Genomic DNA, 20,417 nt, shown 5'->3' with positions numbered 1-20,417 from the left:
GAAACCATGGCCGTGCCGGCACCACGCATCCGAGACATGAAGCGCTCGGGCATCCGCGAGATCATGGACCTCGCGGCGCAGCGCTCCGACGTGCTCCACCTCGAGGTGGGCCAACCCGACTTCGCGACGCCCACTCACATCGTCGAGGCTGCCTGCGCGGCCGCGACACAGGGCTACACCACGTACACCGCGAACAAGGGCCTGCTGGAGGTCCGCGAGAGCATCACCGCGAAGTTGAAGCGGGACAACGCGATAGACGTTGCTGCAGACGACGTCGTCATCAGCTGTGGCGCGGTGAACGCGCTCTTCGAGAGTCTGGTGGCCCTCGTGTCTCCGGGTGACGCCATCCTGCTGCCCGACCCCGGCTGGCCCAACTACGAGATGATGGCCGACACGCTGAGCGCCCAGGTCTCGCGGTACCCGCTGTTGCCCGACGAGGGCTACATCCCCGATCTCGAGCGGCTCGACGCTCTCGCGGCGGAGCCGGGCGCCAAGGTGCTCATCATCAACTCGCCCGGCAACCCCACAGGAGCGGTCTTCCCGCGTTGGGTGATCGAGGAGCTCGTGGACATCGCGCGTCGCCACGACCTCTACCTCATCTCCGACGAGTGCTACGAGCAGATCGTCTTCGAGGGGGAGCATGTCAGCCCCGGTTCTCTTGAGCACGACGGCCGAGTCCTCAGCGTGTTCAGCATGTCGAAGAGCTATGCCATGACCGGCTGGCGGATGGGTTACGTCGCCGGTGAGAGCTCGCTCATAGATCTGGTCGCCAAGGTGCAGGAGCCGGTCGTCAGCTGCGCCACGTCCGTCACGCAGAAGGCCGGCCAAGCAGCCTTGGAGGGGGACCAGTCGTGCGTGCGCGAGATGACCGCGTCGTATCGCGCCCGCCGTGACGTGGTTGTCGACCTGTTGCGCTCCGGTGGTCTGCTCATCAACGAGCCGAAGGGTGCCTTCTACATCCTCGCCGACATCTCGGCCGCGTCTTCGGACTCCTACGCGTTTGCGCGGCGGCTGGTGGCCGAGAAGGGCGTCGCGGTGGCGCCGGGCCTGACGTTCGGCCCCGCGGGTGCCGGCGTGGTCCGTCTGTCGCTGGCGACCGATCTGGATCAGCTCCGCACCGGCACGCAGCGCCTCGTGGAGGCCGTCTCTCAATGGAGGAATGCATGACCGTCAGGCCGGCGGAGCGAGCGGACCAGGCTGAGCGGGCCATCCGCGCCGGGCGGATCGTAGCCATCGTGCGACTGCCCCGCCTGAGCGAGGTCGCGGCCACCGCCATCACCGAGACCCTTGTCAGCAGCGGGGTCACCGCGATGGAGTTCACGCTGACCACCGAGAACGCCCTCCGGGCGGTGACGGCCGCCCGTGCGGTGGTCGGTGAGCGTGCCGTCATCGGTGCGGGGACCGTTCTGTCGGTCCGTGAGGTGGAGGAGGCGGCCGACGCGGGAGCGCAGTTCATCGTCTCTCCGGACGTGAACGTCGACGTCATCGAGGCCACGGTTCGGCGAGGGATGCTCTCGCTCCCCGGCGCCTTCACCGCCACGGAGGTGCGTCGGGCCGTCGAGGCCGGCGCAGCCATGGTCAAGCTCTTCCCGGCGGGACCGGGAGGGGTCGAGTATCTCAAGGCCCTTCGCGGTCCACTGCCGGAGGTGGCTTTCGTGCCGACCGGCGGGATCGACGTGACGTCGGTGGCCGACTTCCTCGGTGCGGGCGCCGTCGCCGTGGCCCTCGGCTCCGGTCTGGTGTCCTCTGCCGAGGACCTGTCCGGGCTCGCGGACCGCGCCCGGCGCGCGGTCGAGAGTGCGGGAGGAGCGCGATGAAGCTGCTGCGAGTGGGCGCCCCCGGTGCGGAGCGGCCGGCCGCCCTGCTTCCCGACGGGAGCCTCGTCGACATCAGTGAGCTGGTTCCCGACATCGTCCCGCAGACCCTTCACCCGGAGATGCTGCGGCCGCTCGCGCAGCGGCTCGAGGAGCGCGGGCCGGAGCTGCCTCGGCTCGAGCACGGCAACCTGCGAATCGCTGCCCCCGTCCACGGCGTAGGAAAGATCGTCTGTGTCGGCCTCAACTACCGCGAGCACGCTCGGGAGGCAGGCCTGCCGGTGCCGTCGGAGCCCATCCTGTTCCTCAAGGCGGGCGACACCGTCGTCGGGCCGAACGACACGGTCCGCATCCCGCGCGGCAGCGAGAAGACGGACTACGAGGTCGAGCTCGGCGTCGTCATCGGCGTCCAGACCCGCTACCTCGACAGTCCCGCGCAAGCGCTGAGCCACGTCGCGGGGTTCGTCGTCAGTAACGACGTCTCGGAACGTGAGTTCCAGATGGAGCGGGGTGGCCAGTGGGACAAGGGGAAGAACTGCGAGACGTTCAGCCCGTTGGGCCCCTGGCTGGTCACCGCCGACGAGGTGCCCGACCCGCAGGACCTGCGGCTGCACCTGCGCGTCAACGGCGAGCTGCGCCAGGACTCGACGACTGCCGACATGATCTTCGGCGTCGAGCACCTCATCTGGTACATCAGCCAGTTCATGGTGCTCCGCCCCGGCGACATCATCAACACGGGGACGCCGCCCGGTGTCGGGTCCGGTTTCACACCGCCGCGGTTCGTGCGCGACGGCGATGTCGTCGAGCTCGGGATCGACGGACTCGGCGGGCAGTGCCACGCGTTCCGCGGCTACGTCGTCAGCCGCGCCGACGACGCCGCGCGCCTGCCTCAACCTGAGCCGGCGGGAGGACTCGCATGAGGGTCGAGACATCTGCCCCGGCAGTAGCCGGACAGGGCGTGGTCGTGGTGGGCGCCGGGTCCGGCATCGGCGAGGCGTGCGCGCTGCTCCTCGCACGGCGTGGCGCGTCGGTCGTCTGTGTCGACCGCGACGCCGCTGCTGCCGACCGCACGGCGTCCAGCGCCGTCGCCGAAGGCGGTCGGGCGTGGGGATGGCATGCGGACGTGACGGACGCTGCCTCGGTGGCGGAGGCCTTCGCTGCAGCGGAGGAGCACCTCCGTCAGGTCCACGCGGTCGTCAACTGTGCGGGCGTCACCGGGCCCTTGGGGCTGCGCAGCCATGAGGTGTCCTTGCCCGACTTCGACCACGTGGTCGCGATCAACCTCCGGGGTGCGCTCGTGGTCACCCAGTGCGCGGTGCCCTACATGCTGAAGCATGGTTACGGGCGCATCGCCCACGTCGCCTCCATCGCCGGCAAGGAGGGCAACCCGGGGATGGTCGCCTACTCCTCCACCAAGGCCGCCATCATCGGCATGGTCAAGGCGCAGGGCAAGGAGTACGCCGAGGACGGCATCACGATCAACGCCCTGGCGCCGGCGGTCATCCGCACGGCGTTCCTCGACACCCAGCCGGAGGAGACCTTGCGGTACATGACCGACAAGATCCCGATGCGGCGCATGGGCAGCGTTCTCGAGGCGGCCCAGATGCTCGCTTGGATGGTGTCGCCGGAGTGCAGCTTCACCACCGGGTTCACGTTCGACCTCTCCGGCGGCAGGGCCACGTACTGACCGCCGCCTGCCGCCCTACTCAGGAGGAGACATGAACCACCAGGTCGTCGAAGGCCTGCTCGACGAGCAGTCCGTCGTTGCGTACGTCCAGGACAGGGGCCTGCTCGCCGGGCACTCCGTGACGGCGTCGGCGCTGAGTGGCGGAGTGAGCAACGTCGTGCTGGCTGTCGATGACGGCCACCGCCGCGTCGTGGTGAAGCAGTCACTCGGCAGGCTGCGCGTGCGAGACGAGTGGCATGCGCCGCGGGAGAGGGTGATCGCCGAAGCGGCTGCGCTCGACCACGTCCGGTGCCTGACGCCGAGCCGGGTACCGGGGGTCGTGCATCGGGACCGGGCCAACAACGTCATCGTCATCGAGGGCGCTCCGGGGCAGTGGCGGGACTGGAAGACGCAGCTCCTGCATGGTGACGTCAACCCGCCCGTGGGCGGGCAGCTTGGCGAGGTGCTGGGTCGGTGGCAGCGGCTGACGCTCCGCGCAGAGCTGCCAGCCGAAGTCCACGGCCAGTCCTCGTTCGACGTCTTGAGGCTAGAGCCCTACTACCGCACGGCGGCACGGAGGAGGCCGGAGCTGTCGGCCCAGATCCTGGCCTTGGCCGAGGAGCTTTCGACACGGCGGCTGTGCTTGGTGCATGGTGACTTCTCGCCCAAGAACGTCCTCGTGGGTCCTCCGGAGGAGGAGCTGCCTCTGTGGGTCATCGACTTCGAGGTGGCCCACCATGGACACCCTGTCTTCGACCTGGCGTTCATGGCCTCCCACCTCACGCTCAAGGCGATCCACCGCCCGGCTTGGGCGCCGCGCTACGACAACTGCCTGCGAGAGTTCCTCGGGGCATACGCCCGGGAGGTCAGTTCCGACGGCGGCTCGGCGGAATCTGGCCTCTCGCCCCGGATGAGCTCGATGCTGTCGCACGTGGGGGCGCTACTCGTCGCCAGGGTCGTCGGCCGGTCGCCGGCCGAGTACCTCAGCGCAAAGGAGAAGGCGCACAGCCTTGCACTCGGCGTCGCCCTTCTGCGGGAGCCCCGCGACGAGCTTGAAGGGTTGTTCGAGCTCCGGAACGTGCTGGTCTCATGACCGGGGCCACGATCAGCAGGGTCACGGCCTGGGAGGCCCTCGACTCCCGTGGCCGTCCCACCGTGGGTTGCGTCGTCAGCCTCGCGAACGGTGCCCATGGCCGGGCACTGGCACCGTCCGGGGCGTCGACCGGAAGCCACGAGGCACGCGAGCTCCGCGATGGTGACGAGCGATACGACGGGTTCGGCGTGCGACGGGCGGTGGCGAACGTCGAGGCTGTCCTGAGAGATGCCGTGATGGGGCTCGACGCTCGGGACACGGCGGCGGTGGACGCCGCGCTCGAGAGGATGGACGCGGACCCGCTCCTGGGCGGGGTCGGAGCCAACGCTGTGCTCGCCATCTCGCTCGCCGCCGCCTTGGCGGGAGCAGATGCGGCTCGTATGCCGCTCTGGCGCCTTCTCGGCGGGAACCGCCCGCGGCTGCCGATGCCGATGGTCAACATCATCTCCGGAGGCGCCCATGCAGGCAGGGCCTTGGACGTCCAGGACATCTTGGCCGTCCCGGTGGGCGCGACCACCTTCACCCAGGCGCTTGAGTGGGTCTCCCGGGTCCGGGCGGGGACTGCGGAGGTGCTCCGCGAGCGCGGTCACGCCACTGCGCTGGTGGCCGACGAAGGCGGCCTCGCGGCGGCGCTGCCCGACAACGAGGCGGCACTGGCGGCTGTCGTTGACGGGATTCACCGAGCAGGTCTGGCCCCTGGCGCCGACGTGAGCCTGGCCGTGGACATCGCCGCGAACCAACTGTGGGATGGCGAGGCGTACCACCTCGAGCTCGAGGGCGAGCGGCTAGACGAACGTGCGTGGCTGCGGAGGTTGCTGAGCTGGTGCGACGCCTACCCTGTTGTCTCGCTGGAAGACGTCCTTGCCGAGGACGAGTGGCACGGCTGGGCGGCCGCGACGAGCCTCTTGGGGACGGATTGCCAGATCGTGGGCGATGACCTCTTTGCCACGAATGCCGCGCGGCTCGAGCGCGGGTTCCAGACGTCTGTGGCCAATGCAGTCTTGGTCAAGCCCAACCAGGCGGGCACGTTCAGCAGGGCGCGACGGGTGCTGGAGCTCGCGCAACGCCAGGGTTACGCGACGGTCGTCAGCGCACGTTCCGGCGACACCGAGGACCACTGGCTCTCGGATCTCGCGGTAGGCCTCGACGCCGGGCAGATCAAGGTGGGCTCGACGATGCGTTCAGAGCGCACCACCAAGTGGAATCGCCTGCTGGAGATCGAGGCTTCGGCCGGGGGCGCCGCGTGCTTGGCGCCATGGCCGTGGGCTGACGACCATCCGCTGAGGTGAGATCGAACGAATCGTGCGGTGACGAAACACGGTGCCTGCGTCACGATGACGAGGGCTGGGAGCCTCTGCTGGCTGCGTGCCCAGGTCGCCGAGGCAAGAGAGATCGTGCAGTGGCTGTCTCGGTGCGTCCGCAATTTCGCTGCTGGCGACTGCGGTCACACTGCACCGTATGGTTGGTTGGCGTTCCGCCGTGCGACTGTGACGGCGATGACGCGTGGCGGGCGTGGCGCCAGGGCTGCGTGCGGCGGCACTCGGGGACCGGACTCGGCGTGGTCTTGGGTCGTTCAAATGAACTGGAGATTCTGTGCGTCAAGTTGTCGCTGAGCTGGTCGAGATGTTGTCCGCGAGTGGTGACTCACTCGCGGCGCTGATGGCGCAAGCGGGACGTCTCCGTGACATCGGGCTCGAGCGGGCCGGGCGTCCCGGTGTCATCACCTACTCGCCCAAGGTTTTCGTCCCGGTGACGACGCTTTGCCGGGACCGTTGCCGCTACTGCACGTTCGTCGACACCCCCGCCAAGCTCGCCACGAAGGGCCTGTCTCCCTATCTCTCGGAGGAGCAGGTCCTGGCGGTCGCGCAGCAAGGCGCTCGGTTGGGCTGCAAGGAAGCGCTGCTCACCTTGGGGGACCGTCCCGAGGAGCGCTGGCCGGTGGCTCGTAGCTGGTTGGAAGAGCACGGCTTCGCATCGACCCTGGAATATGTGGCTCACCTTGCCCGGCGGATCACCGCCGAGACCGGACTGCTGCCGCACCTCAACCCCGGTGTGCTCAGTCTCGCTGAACTGCAGGCCCTGCGCCCGACCGCACCCTCCATGGGGATGATGCTCGAGACGACCTCGCGCGCGATCTTCGAGCAGACCGGTGGAGCGCATTATGGCTCCCCGGACAAGGACCCGCAGGTTCGCCTGGCGGTGCTGGAGGACGCTGGTCGGGCCCAGGTACCCTTCACAACGGGGCTGCTCATCGGCATCGGGGAGTCGCTCGAGGACCGGGCAGAGTCGCTCATCGCGCTGCGCGAGGTGCACGAGCGGCACGGGCACGTCCAAGAGGTCATCATCCAGAACTTCCGCGCCAAGCCCGCAACCGCGATGGTGGGCGTGGCAGACGCCGGGCTGGAGGAGTACCACGCGGCGCTGGCCACCGCACGCGTCGTGCTCGGCCCTGACATGCGCATCCAGGCGCCGCCGAACCTGAGCCAGCCGTCCGATTTGATGGGGCTGCTCGCAGCCGGAGTCGACGACTGGGGAGGCGTCAGCCCGTTGACGGCCGACCACGTCAATCCGGAACGGCCGTGGCCGGGCCTCGACGAGTTGGAGGGGATCACGCGTAGGGCTGGTTTCAGGTTGCGCCCGCGCCTCACCGTCCACCAGCCATACGTGGATGACCGCAACCGATGGATCGACGCCGGACTCCATGGTCCGGTGCTCGCCGCAAGCCACACCTCCGGGACACGTCTGCCGCACCCGGTGGATCCGCCGAGGAGAGCCGCCAGCGCCGATCTCTTGCGCCGAGCCGCTACGGACCCGTCGAGCCTCACCGACGCGGACTGCGTCCAGCTTCTGAGAGCGCGCGGCGGCGAGCTCGACCGGCTCTCGGCCATCGCGGACGAGCTGCGACGGTCGGTCGTGGGCGCAACAGCGAGCCTCGTCGTGAACCGCAACCTGGGCTCTGACCTCTGCTCCGACCCGGAGGTGGTCGAGCGGGCCGCCGCCGACGCATGGGATCTCGGCGCCACCGAGATATGCATTCAGGGCGTGGCGCCCGCCGACTCGCCCGACGACATCTATGAGCAGGTCGCCTCCGCCGTAAAACGAGGCGCCCCTGGGATCCACCTGCACGCGTTCCGGCCAGCCGACGTGGTCGACGGGGCGCGCCGTACCGGACGCAACCTCGACGAACACCTCCAAAGCCTCGCAGCGGCCGGCGTCGACACCGTGCCCGGCACAGGCGTCAAGATCCTCGACGAGGTCTATCGGGCACGGACGTTCCCCAGCGACTTGGCGGTCCCCAAATGGCTCGCCTGCATCAGGGCCGCGCACGCGGCGGGGCTGCGGTCGACCTCGGTGATGTTCTACGGCCACGGCGAGACACACGAGCACCGAGTGATGCACCTACGACGGCTGCGCACGATCCAAGCCGAGACTGGCGGTTTTACTGAGTTCATCCCGATGCCCCTGCCCGGCACGACGCCGGATATGGACGAGGCACGCGCCGTGCACGCTGTGGCGCGTCTCATGCTGCACGGCAGCATCAACCACCACCAGGCCCCGTGGACGCGTTTGGGTCTCGCAGGCGCTGCCGCCGCACTGCGGTCGGGGGCCGATGACCTCGGCGGCACCCTGCTTGACGGTCGCGTCTTGCCGCAGGCTGGTGCCGAGTTCGGCCGTGAACTGACCGTCGAAACGGCCCGCCAGCTCGCCCGTTCCCTCGGCCGTACACTTCGGCTGCGCACGACGACCTACGGCACCTCAACCCGATGAAGATCTACCGGTGAGGACGTCCAGATGAAAGTCCGAGTCGCGATTGTCGGCGCCGGCTTCGCCGGGCTGGGCGCCGCCCTGCGCCTCAAGGCCGAGGGGGAGGACTCGTTCGTCATCATCGAGCGAGCGTCTGCCGTGGGCGGCACTTGGCGGGACAACACCTATCCCGGAGTCGCCTGCGACGTCCCCGCGCACCTCTACTGTTTCTCCTTCCTGCCTAACCCCTCGTTCTCCCGGCGGTTCGCGCCAGGCGTCGAGATCCGCGACTATCTCGAACGCGCCGCAGACCCCATCCGTCGTTACCTTCGCCTCGACACGAACCTGGAAGCGGCCAGATGGGACGGCTGCGGATGGCAGCTGACGACCTCCGCTGGACCTGTGAGCGCCGAGGTGCTCGTCCTTGCCGCCGGACGGCTCACGGCGCCGCGCGTGCCTGAGGTGCCTGGCCAGTTCGCAGGACCAACCTTCCATTCGTCCGCGTGGGACCACTCCGTGGGGCTCGACGGTGCCCGTGTTGCCGTCGTCGGGACCGGCGCCTCCGCGATCCAGCTCCTCCCAGAGGTGGCCCGGCGCGCGCGGTCTGTCGTGATGATGCAACGCAGCGCGCCGTACATCCTGCCGCGCGAGGATGAACCGTACAGCCCGCAGGCCCGCGCCCGCTTCGCGGAGCACCCCGACGATCTCGTCGCCTTGCGCGCCGACCTCTTCGCCGACGCGGAACGGCTCTACGACGCCCGGGTCGGCGACCTGGGCGCTCGGCTCCAAGCCCGGTCGCGGGCCTTGCAGCATCTAGCCCACCAGGTCCCCGACGCGGGTTTGCGAGAGCGGCTCACCCCAGACCACGATTTCGGCTGCAAGCGCGTGCTCTTTTCCAACGACTTCTACCGCACTGCTTCGCTACCACACGTCACCATCACGGGGGCCCTGGTCCGGTTTGATCCCGAAGCAGTCCACAGTGAGCAGAATCGGTTTGAGGTTGACGTCGTGATCCTTGCGACGGGCTTCCACACCACTCGCCAGCCGTATGCCGGCCTCGTCCGCGGCCGCACAGGTCGCACGCTTGAGGAGCACTGGGCCGACGGCATGCAGGCTTACGCCTCCACCGCGGTCCACGGCTTCCCCAACATGTACATCCTCGACGGCCCGAACGCGAGCCTCAGCCACAACTCCGCTGTGGTGATGATCGAGACACAGATCGACTATCTCCTCGGAGCCCTGCGCCACACTGAGTCCGGCATGATCCTCGAGGTCTCCAGCGAGGCAGAACGGGCCCTTGCGCTCGAGATCGCCGATCGAAGCCGCGGAAAGCCATGGACGAGCGGCTGCTCTAACTGGTACGTCGACCCCCGCAACGGACGACAGGCCCTGCTCTGGCCAGGGCGAGCAACCGAGTTTCGCGAACGCTTCAGCACCTTCGACGCCCGCCCCTATGCGGTCCGCACGGTCGGTTTCGAGTCCTCTTTGCCCCGGGGTGTGAACACGGCCGTGAGGAGGCCTTGGCCTCAAGATGCCCCGAGGTGACAGGCCTCTCACATCGATGAAGATCACAGGCGAGCAGCCAGCGGGATGGCGTGCGCGGCTTGGGCCAACCCAGAAGTGCTGGCCGGAGCCCCGCCCCATCGGTCATTGCAGGGTTGGACCAACCCGCAACGTCATCATCGTGCGGGACAGGTAGAAGCGAGTTGCGCTTTGCTGCGCCGTTCGCGTTCGCGTTCGGTCAGGGGCGGGAGGTCACCTTGCGCAGAAGGCTGATCATTTGTGCCGCGAACTCGGTCGACGACTCACCCGCCTTGGTCGCGAACCGAGTCTCGCCCAGCACCAGACGATGTCGGTCGGATGCCGTGAGCAGGGAGCCGGTGTACACGAGCAGCGGCAGCGACCGCAGACGCTCGTCCTGGCGCATCGCCTCTACGACGGCATATCCGTCGATATCGGGCAGGCCCAGGTCCAGGACGAGAATATCGGGACGGACTTCGCGGCACATGGACAGGGCCTGTGCCCCGGTGTGGGCGACCCTGGCCCGTACGCCATGATCGATGAAGAACGTCCTGAGAACCTCGCCCAGTTCCTCATCGTCCTCCACCACCAGAACGCTGGTGGTCTGGTCGGCGCCGAGCGCCCGCCGGAGCGAGGCCAACAGGTCGTGTTGGTCGACTGGTTTGGTCAACCAGGACGAGGCGGCCGGCACGTCCATGTCATCGGGAGCGAGAGCGCTCAAGATGATGATCGGGATCTCGGCGGTGGCCGGGTTGGCGCGCAGGCCCGCTATGGTCTCCCAGCCGGACATCCCCGGCATGCGCAGATCCATGAGCACCAGGCTGGGGGCTTGGTCGACGGCGAGCGTCAAGGCCTCGGCGCCGCTGTGGGCGCGCAAGGTGGAGTAGCCGTGCGCCTCGAGCATCGCGGCTAGGACCTCCACCACGTCGGGGTCGTCGTCACAGATGAGGACTGCGCCGACCGGGAGTGGCCCTGACGCGGCGTGGTCACCCGAGTGGGGTGCCATGGGCAGGGTGAAAGTGAACGTTGTACCCCGGCCGGGGTCGCTCGTGGCCCGGATGGTGCCGCCGTGGAGATCAACGATGCCGCGGCAGATGGGAAGCCCCAGGCCCGTGCCCCCTTTGGCCCGGGTATCCGTCCCGTCGGCTTGCGTGAACCGGTCAAACACCTTCTCGAGCTGGTCTGCCGGGATTCCCGCGCCTTGGTCGGTGATCATGAACTGCGCCATGCCGCTCGTATCCGAGGGACCCGCTGACACGAGGACAGCCCCGCCGGGAGGGGAGAACTTCACGGCGTTGCTGAGCAGGTTGGTCAACACCTGCGCGACGCGATCTCGGTCCGCGAGCACGACCGCGTCCATAGGGAGGGCGGCGATGGTCACGTCGGCAAGATCGGCCATGGCCCGCATCTCCTCGATGGCGCCGTCGACCAGCTCGGCCGCGGGCACCAAGTCAAGGTCGAGCTCCAGCTTGCCTGCAGCCATCTTCTCCACATCGAGGATGTCGTTGACCAGGCGCACGAGTCGCTGGCTGCTGTGCAGGGCGATGTCGGCCATCCGCTGTGCCTTGGCCGGCAGGGCTCCGGCCGCTCCGCCTGCGATGAGCCCGAGGGCGCCCCTGATCGATGTGAGCGGAGTGCGTAGCTCGTGGCTGATGACCGCGACGAACTCGTCCTTCATCCTCTCGAGAGCCCGCTGCTCGGTGACGTCCTGGATCGTTCCGACCAGACGCACCACCGCGCCCTGCTCGTCACGAACGGCCGTGCCGAGCCCCACCACCTCACGCACTACCCCGTCGGGCCGCACGATCCGGTACTCGGACCGAATGTCGCCCCCGGAGTCGGCTGCCGCACGCCGCTCCCGCTCGACCTGACGCAGGTCATCGGGGTGCACCCGACCGGCAAACAGTTCTGCATGGTCTCCGGCCATGTTGGGCTGCAACCCCAGAATGCGGTAGAGCTCCTCGCTCCACTCGGAGGCCCCCGAAGCGGCCTCCCACCGCCAGCTGCCCACCCGGGCCATCTGCTGTGCAGATCGGAGCTCGTCGTTGCTGCGCGCCAGCCGCTCGCTGTGCTCGCGCAAACGCAACAGAAGGGCCTCGTTGCCCACGCCCAGCCGATGGAGGAAATAGGCGAGCACCAGCATGGCCAGCAACATGCCGGTAGCTGCCGCGGCGGTCCAGAAAACGGCCTGGGTCTGGCGGCTGTCGGCTGCCTCCGTCTCCGCCCCGGCCGCCTCGGCCAGCCTGCTCGTCAGGGATGCCTGGGGCTGCTCCAGTGCCCGAAAGTCCGCCTCGAACTCGCCCAGTCGGGCGCGCGCCGTGGCGGGACTCCGCAGTGCCAGATCGGCAAGAGCCGCGGCCTCGTCAGCATAGGACTCCAGCCGGGGTCGAAGCTGTCTGACGTCCGCGGCCAAGCCCGGCGGAAGGTCGAAACCCTCGAGCTTGGTCAGGTCCGTCCTGAGCTGGGCGACATGCGCGTCCACCCGCTGGTCGAGCGTGGGGCCGGCCTCCCCACCCGTCCGGCTGTTGACGGCAGCGGCAAGCACGTCCGCGTGGATGGCGTCATGCATCATGTCCGCATCTTGCTGAAACTGTTGGGCAGTCAGTACGGATATCGCTTTCCCCTGGGCCTGCCGGACGTCAGCGAAGCCGGCGAGGGCGACGGTCACCACCAGCAACGGCAGCACCACGGCGACGATGGCCGCGAGAACCAGGCCGCGACGCAACGTCCTGCCACTCGCGCCGCGAGTCATGGGCACGGCTGGTCCCCGCTTCGCCGGGTGGATCCGTCACCAGCCGAGTGTCCTTCCGCAATGGACGGGTCGCCCAGGTCTTGACGCAGAAGAGCCAGCTGCGCAAGCCCACGGTGGGCACCGCTCGCCAGGTCCGCGCGCGCACCGACGTCGTCCAGGAGAGCCTCGATGGCGCGGGCCTGCTCACTAGCTTCGTGGAACCCGAACGTCCCAGCCGAACCCGCCACCGTGTGCGCGGCGGCCCGCCCCCGCAAACGCACCTCGTCTGGCAGCGTTCCGTCGCACATTGCCTCAAGTGCCTCAGCAATGGCCTCCGTCCTGGCGAGGTTGGAGACCCTGGCACGTTCGCGGAAGCCAGCCATCGCCGAGTCCACGGGGCCGGACTCGGATGACTCGCCGCCGGCGCCCCCGACTCCGGTCGCCTCGCGATCGCGGGCTCCACCTTGGCTGGGGATCATCAGGACCAGCCCAGGATCGCTGACAGCTCGCCGGGCAGCAGCATCGGGTCAAACGGCTTGCCGAGCACACCCTCGACGGGAAGACCGGCCAAGGCACCATCGCGGATCGATTGCACCTTGGCCGTCAGCAACACAATGGGGATCCCGGCCGTGGCCGGGTCAGCGCGCAGAGCCACGGCCGCGGTTGGACCGTCCATGCCGGGCATCATCACGTCCATGACGATTGCATCGGGCAGATCCGCGCGGGCCCGATCTATGGCCTCCTGACCACCTCCGGCCGTCGTCACCCTCCAGCCGCCGATGACCTCCAGACTCATCTGCGCCACTTCACGAATGAGCTCGTCATCGTCGACCACCAAGATCCGGCGCTCGACTTCTCGCCCAGCATCCAATTCGCCCGCGGTCATCTCGCGCAACTAGCGCACGGAAGCCTATTGCAGAAGATCATGGGCTCAGTGTGCCCGATATGCCGCATGTGCACACCGTTCCTCTAGTACGTCAGACTTCACGGCACCCCGTCGGCTCAGTCACTCTCGACAGTCTTCGGCGGCCGGACGAGAACATGCAATCCTGCGCTGTGCCAGCAGATTCCATCTCGCTGGGTGACCGCACCTACATCAGCAGAGGGGCTCACCGGGATCGTCGCACACCACGCTCCGGGGCTCCGCTAGGGCGCGCACGAGCGGCTGGCCCACGCCAGTCCCCATCTGATGACGTGCGGCTGCTTGCCCGGTGCCTCCCGGGCGCCGAGCTCACGGATGAGCTGGGTGATGGCTGGTACCGCGGACGTGCCCGCATCGCACTCGGGCCGGTGCGTCTCTCCTTCCAAGGGGTGGCGCAGGTGCTCGAGCAGCAGCCCCACCGCATCGTCCTCAACGCCCAGGGCAAGGACACTGGGGGCGGCAGCGCGCAGGCCGGGATCGTCATGGTCGCCACAGCATCAGAAGCAGGCACCTCGCTGCACGCAGACGCAAAGGTGTTCCTGACCGGCCGCATCGCAGGGTTTGGCCGCTCGCTCGCTGGTGACGTGAGCACGCGCATGTTCGAGGACTTCGCGCGCGCCATCGACCAAGCGGCTGCTGGCGCAGAACCGGAGGTCGGTGCTCGTCCGCCGAGCGCCCTCGCCCTGCTCGCTGCTGCTCTTCGGGCACGGCTTCGGAGCTCGATCCGCAGATTCACGACGACACGGCGGCCTCGTCAGCGACGAGGTCATTGATCAAGTCGTTGAGGAGGTCGTTGAGGTCGCGTCGTGTCCGCGTCCAGCGCTCCCGCCTCGCGGCAGAAGCGCCCGGTGCGGTGTCAGCACCCCGGGCTGCGGGTACGTCGCTCACAGCGTCCCGGTCGTCGTCCGAGGTCCCGCGCAGGGGCTTGGCCGCGACCGGGACGCCCTCACACCCCGGCTCGGGTTCGAGACGGTTCGCTCAGGTCGGAGCGGCGGGTGCCCCGGGGTCGCTGACGTGCTGCGCCGACGCCGCACTTCCCCCTGAACCCGGTCACCGCGGCGGTCGGGCGCGTGCGGCCACCGTCATGATGCTCGCCCTGCCGGGATCCGCATACCTCTACCAGGGCGAGGAGCTGGGACTGCTCGAGGTCGCTGACCTGCCCGCCGACGCCCTGCAGGACCCGGTCTACGAACGCACGGGTCACCGCCTCAAGGGGCGTGACGGCTGCCGGGTCCCTCTGCCCTGGACCCCGGACGGCAGCTCGTTCGGCTTCGGGGGCAACGGGTCCTGGCTACCGCAACCCCCGTGGTTCACCGACTACGCCGCCTCGTCCCAGAGCGGCCACCTCGACAGCTCGCTCGAGCTCTACCGTCGAGCGATTGCCCTACGCCGCGACCTCGCGGACTGCGAACACTTCTCGTGGATCGACACCGGCGACCCTCAGGTCCTGCGCTTCGCGCGATCCGACGAATGGCACTGCCTGATCAACTTCTCCTCGCGCCCAGCACCGATCCCGGGGCGACTCATCCTGAACAGCGAGCCCGGGCGGGTTTCCGCCGGAACGACCACCAGCCTGCTGTCGCCGGAGGCCGCGGCCTGGTTCCGGCCGCTGTCCCAGGAGTAGGTCGGTGTCCCAGGAGTAGTAGGTCAGGAGCAGGTGGCGAGGAGTAGGGGGTTGTCGCGCCCTCAGGCGTAGTAGCCCCAGAAGGCGCCGGACTCATCCTGCTCCAGCCGGATCCCCTCCGGCTCTCCGGTCCGGAAACCGACGCTCAACAGGACCTCCTCGTAGAGGTCGGCGTCGCCCGAGGCCACGGTGTGGACCGTCGGTCGGTCGGGCCCCGAGGTGGTGCGCCAGGCACGGCAGTAGAAGGACGGCCCCCCGTCGTCTGCATCCCGTAGCAGCTGCGCGTCGTCGGGCTCACCGGCCACGACTTCGATGCGGTCTGCCTGGATGAACAGCCATGCTCCGGCGTCACCGGGCGGAACGTGCCCGACCATGTTCGATGCGTCGCGCCAACCGGGCCCGGAGAAGAGGTCCAGCACGATCAGGCGGCGCATCATGTCTTGACCCTCGTTCGCACCGTCAGTGAATGACCTTCCGTGACGGGGAGGCTTGATCCGGACCACGCCAGGCATCCCCAGCTGGACTCGTCGGTCGAGTCGCCCGGTCTGCGACTGGCGGCGATGGGGGGCAGCCCCAGGTCGTCAGTCGTGCACGACGCAGCGTCTCCCACAACAGCCCACGAACCGCTTGCAGGAGTGAGCCCCTCGAACGGATCGGTGGACATTCGAGACCTCGGCTCCCTCGCGGTCCGAGACAGTTCCGGTGTGCGAGACAGCCCAACCCTACTTCCCCGTGTTACCTGTCGGTGCGGGTCGGCCGCTTCCCGCCCCGACGGCTCATACCCGTGGACCAGTCGTCGTTGTACCGCGTTGCCACGGAGGCGCACACTGGGGAGGTGTCGCTCGCCTGCCACTCGGTCGAGACCGTGTAGGGGCCGCGACGGAACGGATGGCAGCGATGGGCTCAGCAGCTGAGGGACCTGACCTCGACCTGCCGGAGTGGGCTCTCGCGCAGGCGATGCACGGCCACGAGGACACGGACACACTGGGTCGCGATGAGCGGGCCCACCTTCTCGTGCAGGCGCTGGAGGACGAGCGCCACGACAGTGACGACGACGCGGACCAAGGCGGTGAGGGGTAGCCCCGCGACGCGCGGGTCACGGCCCCTACCTGCCACCCTTCGGTGACGAGCTAGACCTCGTGCGGGTACTCCTCGTCGTCCGCGTCGGCCACGTCCTGAAGCTGTTCAAGACGATCCACCACGTCCGCGGAGTCGGTGCCTGGGGCGGGAAGGGACCTCGCCTCGGCGACGCCCTCGTCGGTCTCGAGAGGCGCCACGGGCGTCTCCTGCTCGAGCAGGTCTGCCTCGGCGACGTCGACACGGGGGTCAGGGCGCTGTGCCGTCATCGGAAAGCCTCCAATCTGATGGCATCCACCATCCTCGGGGCCGTGTTGTCCCTCTTGCTTCAGCATGCCACGCGTGCTACAACAAATCTATTGCACCTGACAGAGATCCTTGGCGTTCGCGGTTCGCGGATGCCGGTAGGAGCGCAGTACGAAGACGGAGTGACCGAGCAGGGTCTGAGCGGTCGTCGGCGCGGCCACGAGATCCCGTCTCGGTCCCCAAGCCGAGTCAGTGAGGCGGTGGTGTCCTGAGAGCAGCTCTACATCGCTTTCCGTTCTCAAGGCTGCCCGGCCCGCGTGTTCCTTCTTGCGCCTGACGCTCATCACGTAGCGCGACGCCTACGCCTCGACGGCGTACGGGTTCACGCGGGCCGGGTCTGTCTCGCCCAGCGCGCACCGCTTCGGAACACCCGGCACTGCGCCTGACCCAAGCCTGAAGACTCGAGTGGCGAGCTCACCTACCGGGGATCGCTGGTCTGCATCACTTGCGGCTGTGCGGGGTGATGTCGACCGCCCCGGTGTCGATGACGTCCAGAGCCACCTCGTTCAGTTTGCGGTTGGTGTTCTGACTGGCGATCCGAAGCAGGTCGAAGGACTGTTCTCTGGTGAGCCGGTGCTGGGCCATCAGTACCCCGATCGCCGTTCCGATGTCGCGGTTGGTTGCCAGGGCGCGTTCCAGGTTGTCTGCCTTGTCGCGGAGGTGGGCGGCGGTGACCGCCTGCGCTGCGTGTGTGACGAGCAGCAGGCCCTCCGCGAGGTCGCGGTCGTCGAAGGCGTTGTCCTCCTCGGCGTACAGGTTGAGGCCGGCGATGACGCCGGCCAGGTCCAGATGCATTCGATACGACAGCATGCTGCGCAGCCCGAGTTCTGACACGACGCGCTGCCCGTACTCAGGCCAGCGGTCGTCCGCAGCGAGGTCCTTCGGCTGGTACACGGTGTCGTCAACGATCGCGTCGATGCACGGTCCGGACCCCAAGCTGTACTGGATGGCGTCCGCTTGCCGCGCCACGTCATCCGTGGCGGCGGCCGTCATGAAGCGGTCATGCTTGTACGTGGTGATGCTCACGGTCCTGGCAGCGGGAATGCGCTCAGCGGCCAGCCTCGTGACCGCTTCGAACGCATTCGACTGGGTCGACCGGGAGAGCTGCTGGCCCAGGCTCTGGAAGTCCTGCGCCACGCGACTCAGATGTTCGGTCAGCTCTGAGTTCGTCCTGGGGCTTCTTCTCGTGTCTTCCATCTGCGGGACTCCGTCTCCTCCGGACCTGGCTCGGCGGCGTGCGCACAGTTGTCAGCGGCGGCCGACTGACACGTCACTCTCGGGGTGGGTACGGATCCGACACGAGGGTCCCCTTACCGTACCCATGCGACTCCTGCGTGCAACCCTCGACAACGATGGGACGTCAGTGGGACCTCGACGTTGAGTCTGAGGCGAGAGGTGTACTCGTGGAGCCAGTTCCGGAAACAGAGGCCGCGTTGCAGCTACTGGGGACCGAGGATTCCTACTTGGCGGACGACATGCGCCGAGCGGGCACCGACCTGACAGCAGCAGCCCCCACCGCCATTGGTTTCAGCCTTGGAGTCTTTGCCGAGGGCATCACCCTGACATTCGTCTCCTCGCAGCCGTCCCTCCGCCTCCTCGATGCGGTTCAGTACCTCGGCGGCGGTCCGTGCGAGGACGCCCTGAGCGAAGGCAAGCCGCTCGAGTTCGGTCGTGAGGATCCACTCGACGAGCAGTCGTGGGTGCTCTTCGGCCGGGCGGGTGCGGCAAAGGGAGTGCTCAGCACACTGTCACTGCCGATCATCCGAGGTGGGAACGTCATCGCCGGAGTCAACGTGTACGGAAGTCGCCAGGACACCTTCCGTGGACGCCACCAAGCCGTCGCCAACGTCTTCGGGGCATGGGCCCCGGGTGCGGTTGCGAACGCTGACTTGTCGTTCGCGACACGACTCGAGGCGGCGAAGGCACCGGGTCGTATCGCGGACGTGACGCTGGTGGAGATGGCGGTCGGGGTGTTCGTCGCTCGGTACGGGCTTGCGCCCGACGCTGCCAGAGAAAGGCTCGTCCAATCGGCGGCACGAGCCGGCATCCACGTCCTGGCCCTGGCCAAGTTCATCGTCGACGAGCTGGAGCAACAGAACGGGTCATGACGTGTCCCCGAGGACGGACCGACCCTTGGGAGCCACCCCTTCCCGGGAAGCGCAGCCGCCGCTCGTCACCCCACGCGAGTCACGGGGGTGTGGCAACCTCCCCGACCTGCCAGACGGAAACCCGTCGATCGGGACGAGGCCCACCGGGCGTACTCTGGGATGTGGTCGGCGCTCCTTGCGACGACAGATCGGAGTGTCGATGCCCGGCGATCGGCCCGTTCCGACGCCCCCTCGAGTGCAGCTGACCGAACTCCTGTCGCGTGTCCGCGCTGCTCGTGATGACGTGCACGCCCAACGAACCGGGAAGGTCGATCCGGCGCTGTTGCTGGCTGCACGTGGCGTGCTGCTCCAATCCATGGAGAGGTACGCCGCCGAGCTCGTCAGACGTGGTCTGCCGCTGCCGCCGATGCTGCGGGACGACCTGCGCCTGCAGAAGGCGATCCGCGACGGCAAGAGCGGTCCGAGCCGAGCTCTACGGCGCTGACTCGACGGCCGGAGGTCGCCAGCTCGAGGACACCGCCAAGGACATCGTCGAGGACGCACGGCGGCAACTCGGGCACCTGCGGGCGGAGGTGGCTCGAAGCGTGGACGCGTTCGGTGGCGTGGTGCTTCTCTGGTGGGTGGGCGCCTTCCGCGCCTCCCCTCAGGAAGGACCATCATGCGCGTACCTCCCCTCCTCGGCGCTCTCACCGCGGTCGTGCTGACCGGTGGGATCGGCCTTGCCACTGCTGGCGCGGCGACGGGTGACTCCGCCAAGGTGTTCGTGCCCAGTGCGACCGTGAACGCTGACCACACCGTCACTCTTCCGTTGCATCGCGGCCGTTCCGGTGACCAGACCGTGTGGTTCGTCGTCACCGAGGCCTCCGACTCGGCCCACGCCGCGACCTGGCGTGCCTCGGTCTCCCAGAAGCTCAGGAACGCACTCGGAACTGACGCGGTGCAGAAGGTCACGGTCGACCGCGACGGCACAGTCGTCTTCCCTGCCACGGTCGACTTCGGCCCCCAGCACGTCGTCGCGCCCGGTCCGAGTGGGTTCCCACCCGCGGCTGCTGCGCCCGGAGCGGTCGGCGAGCCCGGGTACAGCCCGCTCGTCGAGCTGCCGGACGGGGCTGTCCTCAACGCCCCGCAGCTGGCGAACTCGACTGGGCGTGCCGACAAGGTGACCGTCCTGGACGTTGCCGGGCGCACGGTCCGGTACGAGCTCACCGACGGCTTCGCGCGGGGCAACGCCGTCGTCTACGCCTCGACCGACTCCAGTGACGCGGGCGCTGCCGCCATCGAGGACGTGACCTTCGCGCCGGCCCTGAACGCCGCACCGTTCGCCGATGGCGACGGCACCGACTCGGCACGGGCAAGCCTGGCGGCGTTCACGAACGGCAGGACGGGCGTGGGCGACCCCGACCGTCAGGGCCTGAACTCGGCCCTGCTGGGTGAGGGTTCACCGCTGAACGTGCTGGCGTGGACGCCGAACCAAGGACGCTACAGCCCGCTGTGGGACGTGCACCTGACGACCTGGGCACCCGGTCAGACTCCGACCCTGCAGACCGAGTTCACACGGATCGCCGACCTGGCCAAGGCAGGTCTTGTCACTGCCTTTCCTTCAGGACCGTGGGGTGCGAGCGGTTTCATCGTCAACTGCCCGATCATCGCTCAGCACTGAACACACGGAAGACCGTGTGGCGTCAGCATCATCGGTGATGCTCGGCTCCCTTCTCCCTGCCCTGGAGCGGGCCGACCCGAGACCGCGCGGGTACCCACCGTTGCGGTCGGATGGCCCGACCAAAGCTAGCTCGAGACCGCACGGTCGCACT

The 20,417-nt window shown here is 68.4% G+C and carries 20 protein-coding genes; 14 read left to right on the top strand and 6 right to left on the bottom strand.

Annotated elements, in window-relative coordinates:
- The first annotated feature begins 6 nt into the window (after window positions 1–6).
- From ACFQ2V_RS04140 to ACFQ2V_RS04105, 8 genes are all read left to right on the top strand, one after another.
- Entirely contained in the window at window positions 7–1,167 is a 1,161-nt protein-coding gene (locus ACFQ2V_RS04140; protein ID WP_386050969.1) for a pyridoxal phosphate-dependent aminotransferase, read from the top strand.
- Entirely contained in the window at window positions 1,152–1,817 is a 666-nt protein-coding gene (locus ACFQ2V_RS04135; RefSeq protein ID WP_386050967.1) for a bifunctional 4-hydroxy-2-oxoglutarate aldolase/2-dehydro-3-deoxy-phosphogluconate aldolase, read from the top strand. The genes ACFQ2V_RS04140 and ACFQ2V_RS04135 overlap by 16 nt, the downstream gene beginning before the upstream one ends.
- A complete protein-coding gene (locus tag ACFQ2V_RS04130) occupies window positions 1,814–2,734 on the top strand; it encodes a fumarylacetoacetate hydrolase family protein (protein ID WP_386050965.1) in 921 nt (306 codons plus the stop codon). Before ACFQ2V_RS04135 ends, ACFQ2V_RS04130 begins: the two co-directional genes overlap by 4 nt.
- Window positions 2,731–3,501, top strand: a complete 771-nt coding sequence (locus ACFQ2V_RS04125) for an SDR family NAD(P)-dependent oxidoreductase (protein WP_386050963.1) — start codon at window positions 2,731–2,733, stop codon at window positions 3,499–3,501. The genes ACFQ2V_RS04130 and ACFQ2V_RS04125 overlap by 4 nt, the downstream gene beginning before the upstream one ends.
- 31 nt (window positions 3,502–3,532) lie before the next feature.
- Complete coding sequence (locus tag ACFQ2V_RS04120; protein ID WP_386050961.1) at window positions 3,533–4,573, top strand: phosphotransferase family protein; 1,041 nt, start codon at window positions 3,533–3,535, stop codon at window positions 4,571–4,573.
- A complete protein-coding gene (eno, locus tag ACFQ2V_RS04115) occupies window positions 4,570–5,862 on the top strand; it encodes a phosphopyruvate hydratase (protein ID WP_386050959.1) in 1,293 nt (430 codons plus the stop codon). The genes ACFQ2V_RS04120 and eno overlap by 4 nt, the downstream gene beginning before the upstream one ends.
- A gap of 304 nt (window positions 5,863–6,166) precedes the next feature.
- Window positions 6,167–8,341 carry a 7,8-didemethyl-8-hydroxy-5-deazariboflavin synthase CofG gene (gene cofG / locus ACFQ2V_RS04110; RefSeq protein WP_386050957.1) on the top strand — a complete coding sequence of 725 codons (2,175 nt, stop codon included), beginning with the start codon at window positions 6,167–6,169 and terminating at the stop codon, window positions 8,339–8,341.
- Between the two features lie 24 nt (window positions 8,342–8,365).
- On the top strand, window positions 8,366–9,862 hold the full coding sequence (locus tag ACFQ2V_RS04105) for a flavin-containing monooxygenase (RefSeq protein ID WP_386050955.1): 1,497 nt from the start codon (window positions 8,366–8,368) through the stop codon (window positions 9,860–9,862).
- Between the two features lie 196 nt (window positions 9,863–10,058).
- Here ACFQ2V_RS04105 and ACFQ2V_RS04100 read toward each other — a convergent pair whose 3' ends face one another.
- The 3 genes from ACFQ2V_RS04100 to ACFQ2V_RS04090 form a co-directional block, all read right to left on the bottom strand.
- On the bottom strand, window positions 10,059–12,590 hold the full coding sequence (locus ACFQ2V_RS04100; RefSeq protein WP_386050953.1) for a hybrid sensor histidine kinase/response regulator: 2,532 nt from the start codon (window positions 12,588–12,590) through the stop codon (window positions 10,059–10,061).
- Window positions 12,587–12,952, bottom strand: coding sequence for an Hpt domain-containing protein (locus ACFQ2V_RS04095; RefSeq protein ID WP_386050951.1), 366 nt, complete (start codon window positions 12,950–12,952; stop codon window positions 12,587–12,589). Before ACFQ2V_RS04095 ends, ACFQ2V_RS04100 begins: the two co-directional genes overlap by 4 nt.
- A 95-nt stretch (window positions 12,953–13,047) precedes the next feature.
- Window positions 13,048–13,455 carry a response regulator gene (locus ACFQ2V_RS04090; protein ID WP_386051049.1) on the bottom strand — a complete coding sequence of 136 codons (408 nt, stop codon included), beginning with the start codon at window positions 13,453–13,455 and terminating at the stop codon, window positions 13,048–13,050.
- Window positions 13,456–13,514: 59 nt separating this feature from the next.
- On the opposite strand from ACFQ2V_RS04090, the gene ACFQ2V_RS04085 reads away from it, so the two are divergent.
- Together ACFQ2V_RS04085 and ACFQ2V_RS04080 are read left to right on the top strand one after the other, a co-directional pair.
- On the top strand, window positions 13,515–14,264 hold the full coding sequence (locus ACFQ2V_RS04085) for a CoxG family protein (RefSeq protein ID WP_386050950.1): 750 nt from the start codon (window positions 13,515–13,517) through the stop codon (window positions 14,262–14,264).
- 80 nt (window positions 14,265–14,344) lie between these two features.
- The gene (locus ACFQ2V_RS04080) at window positions 14,345–15,115 is read left to right on the top strand and encodes an alpha-amylase family glycosyl hydrolase (protein WP_449343038.1); all 771 of its coding nucleotides are present in this window, start codon (window positions 14,345–14,347) and stop codon (window positions 15,113–15,115) included.
- A 62-nt stretch (window positions 15,116–15,177) separates the two neighbouring features.
- On the opposite strand, the gene ACFQ2V_RS04075 is transcribed toward ACFQ2V_RS04080, so the two are convergent.
- Window positions 15,178–15,552, bottom strand: a complete 375-nt coding sequence (locus ACFQ2V_RS04075; protein ID WP_386050946.1) for a hypothetical protein — start codon at window positions 15,550–15,552, stop codon at window positions 15,178–15,180.
- 460 nt (window positions 15,553–16,012) lie between these two features.
- On the opposite strand from ACFQ2V_RS04075, the gene ACFQ2V_RS04070 reads away from it, so the two are divergent.
- A complete protein-coding gene (locus ACFQ2V_RS04070; RefSeq protein WP_386050944.1) occupies window positions 16,013–16,195 on the top strand; it encodes a hypothetical protein in 183 nt (60 codons plus the stop codon).
- Between the two features lie 50 nt (window positions 16,196–16,245).
- Here the strand turns inward: ACFQ2V_RS04070 and ACFQ2V_RS04065 are convergent, their stop codons facing one another.
- Together ACFQ2V_RS04065 and ACFQ2V_RS04060 are read right to left on the bottom strand one after the other, a co-directional pair.
- The gene (locus ACFQ2V_RS04065) at window positions 16,246–16,461 is read right to left on the bottom strand and encodes a hypothetical protein (protein ID WP_386050942.1); all 216 of its coding nucleotides are present in this window, start codon (window positions 16,459–16,461) and stop codon (window positions 16,246–16,248) included.
- 478 nt (window positions 16,462–16,939) lie between these two features.
- Complete coding sequence (locus tag ACFQ2V_RS04060) at window positions 16,940–17,635, bottom strand: ANTAR domain-containing protein (protein WP_386050941.1); 696 nt, start codon at window positions 17,633–17,635, stop codon at window positions 16,940–16,942.
- Window positions 17,636–17,850: 215 nt separating this feature from the next.
- Between ACFQ2V_RS04060 and ACFQ2V_RS04055 the strand changes: the two genes are divergently transcribed.
- The 3 genes from ACFQ2V_RS04055 (at window position 17,851) to ACFQ2V_RS04045 (ending at window position 20,266) form a co-directional block, all read left to right on the top strand.
- A complete protein-coding gene (locus ACFQ2V_RS04055; RefSeq protein ID WP_386050939.1) occupies window positions 17,851–18,606 on the top strand; it encodes a GAF and ANTAR domain-containing protein in 756 nt (251 codons plus the stop codon).
- A 235-nt stretch (window positions 18,607–18,841) separates the two neighbouring features.
- Window positions 18,842–19,090, top strand: a complete 249-nt coding sequence (locus tag ACFQ2V_RS04050) for a hypothetical protein (RefSeq protein ID WP_386050938.1) — start codon at window positions 18,842–18,844, stop codon at window positions 19,088–19,090.
- Window positions 19,091–19,264: 174 nt separating this feature from the next.
- Window positions 19,265–20,266, top strand: coding sequence for a DUF7482 domain-containing protein (locus ACFQ2V_RS04045; protein ID WP_386050936.1), 1,002 nt, complete (start codon window positions 19,265–19,267; stop codon window positions 20,264–20,266).
- Window positions 20,267–20,417: the final 151 nt, after the last annotated feature.

Origin of the sequence: Terrabacter terrigena (assembly GCF_042676085.1) — a bacterium.
GTDB classification, from domain to species: domain Bacteria; phylum Actinomycetota; class Actinomycetes; order Actinomycetales; family Dermatophilaceae; genus Terrabacter; species Terrabacter terrigena.
The sequence above is the reverse complement of the archived record's forward strand: the minus strand, read 5'-3'. Positions and strand labels throughout refer to the sequence as shown.

Excerpts from the sequence above, each read along its gene's own strand:
- ACFQ2V_RS04090 (WP_386051049.1), bottom strand. The coding sequence starts at position 13,455 with ATGACCGCGGGCGAATTGGATGCTGGGCGAGAAGTCGAGCGCCGGATC.
- ACFQ2V_RS04125 (WP_386050963.1), top strand. The coding sequence starts at position 2,731 with ATGAGGGTCGAGACATCTGCCCCGGCAGTAGCCGGACAGGGCGTGGTC.
- ACFQ2V_RS04120 (WP_386050961.1), top strand. The coding sequence starts at position 3,533 with ATGAACCACCAGGTCGTCGAAGGCCTGCTCGACGAGCAGTCCGTCGTT.
- ACFQ2V_RS04045 (WP_386050936.1), top strand. The coding sequence starts at position 19,265 with ATGCGCGTACCTCCCCTCCTCGGCGCTCTCACCGCGGTCGTGCTGACC.
- ACFQ2V_RS04055 (WP_386050939.1), top strand. The coding sequence starts at position 17,851 with ATGGGACGTCAGTGGGACCTCGACGTTGAGTCTGAGGCGAGAGGTGTA.
- ACFQ2V_RS04140 (WP_386050969.1), top strand. The coding sequence starts at position 7 with ATGGCCGTGCCGGCACCACGCATCCGAGACATGAAGCGCTCGGGCATC.
- ACFQ2V_RS04065 (WP_386050942.1), bottom strand. The coding sequence starts at position 16,461 with ATGACGGCACAGCGCCCTGACCCCCGTGTCGACGTCGCCGAGGCAGAC.
- eno (WP_386050959.1), top strand. The coding sequence starts at position 4,570 with ATGACCGGGGCCACGATCAGCAGGGTCACGGCCTGGGAGGCCCTCGAC.
- ACFQ2V_RS04100 (WP_386050953.1), bottom strand. The coding sequence starts at position 12,590 with ATGACTCGCGGCGCGAGTGGCAGGACGTTGCGTCGCGGCCTGGTTCTC.
- ACFQ2V_RS04135 (WP_386050967.1), top strand. The coding sequence starts at position 1,152 with ATGGAGGAATGCATGACCGTCAGGCCGGCGGAGCGAGCGGACCAGGCT.
- ACFQ2V_RS04105 (WP_386050955.1), top strand. The coding sequence starts at position 8,366 with ATGAAAGTCCGAGTCGCGATTGTCGGCGCCGGCTTCGCCGGGCTGGGC.
- ACFQ2V_RS04075 (WP_386050946.1), bottom strand. The coding sequence starts at position 15,552 with ATGATGCGCCGCCTGATCGTGCTGGACCTCTTCTCCGGGCCCGGTTGG.
- ACFQ2V_RS04070 (WP_386050944.1), top strand. The coding sequence starts at position 16,013 with ATGGGCTCAGCAGCTGAGGGACCTGACCTCGACCTGCCGGAGTGGGCT.
- ACFQ2V_RS04130 (WP_386050965.1), top strand. The coding sequence starts at position 1,814 with ATGAAGCTGCTGCGAGTGGGCGCCCCCGGTGCGGAGCGGCCGGCCGCC.
- ACFQ2V_RS04095 (WP_386050951.1), bottom strand. The coding sequence starts at position 12,952 with ATGGCTGGCTTCCGCGAACGTGCCAGGGTCTCCAACCTCGCCAGGACG.
- ACFQ2V_RS04085 (WP_386050950.1), top strand. The coding sequence starts at position 13,515 with ATGCCGCATGTGCACACCGTTCCTCTAGTACGTCAGACTTCACGGCAC.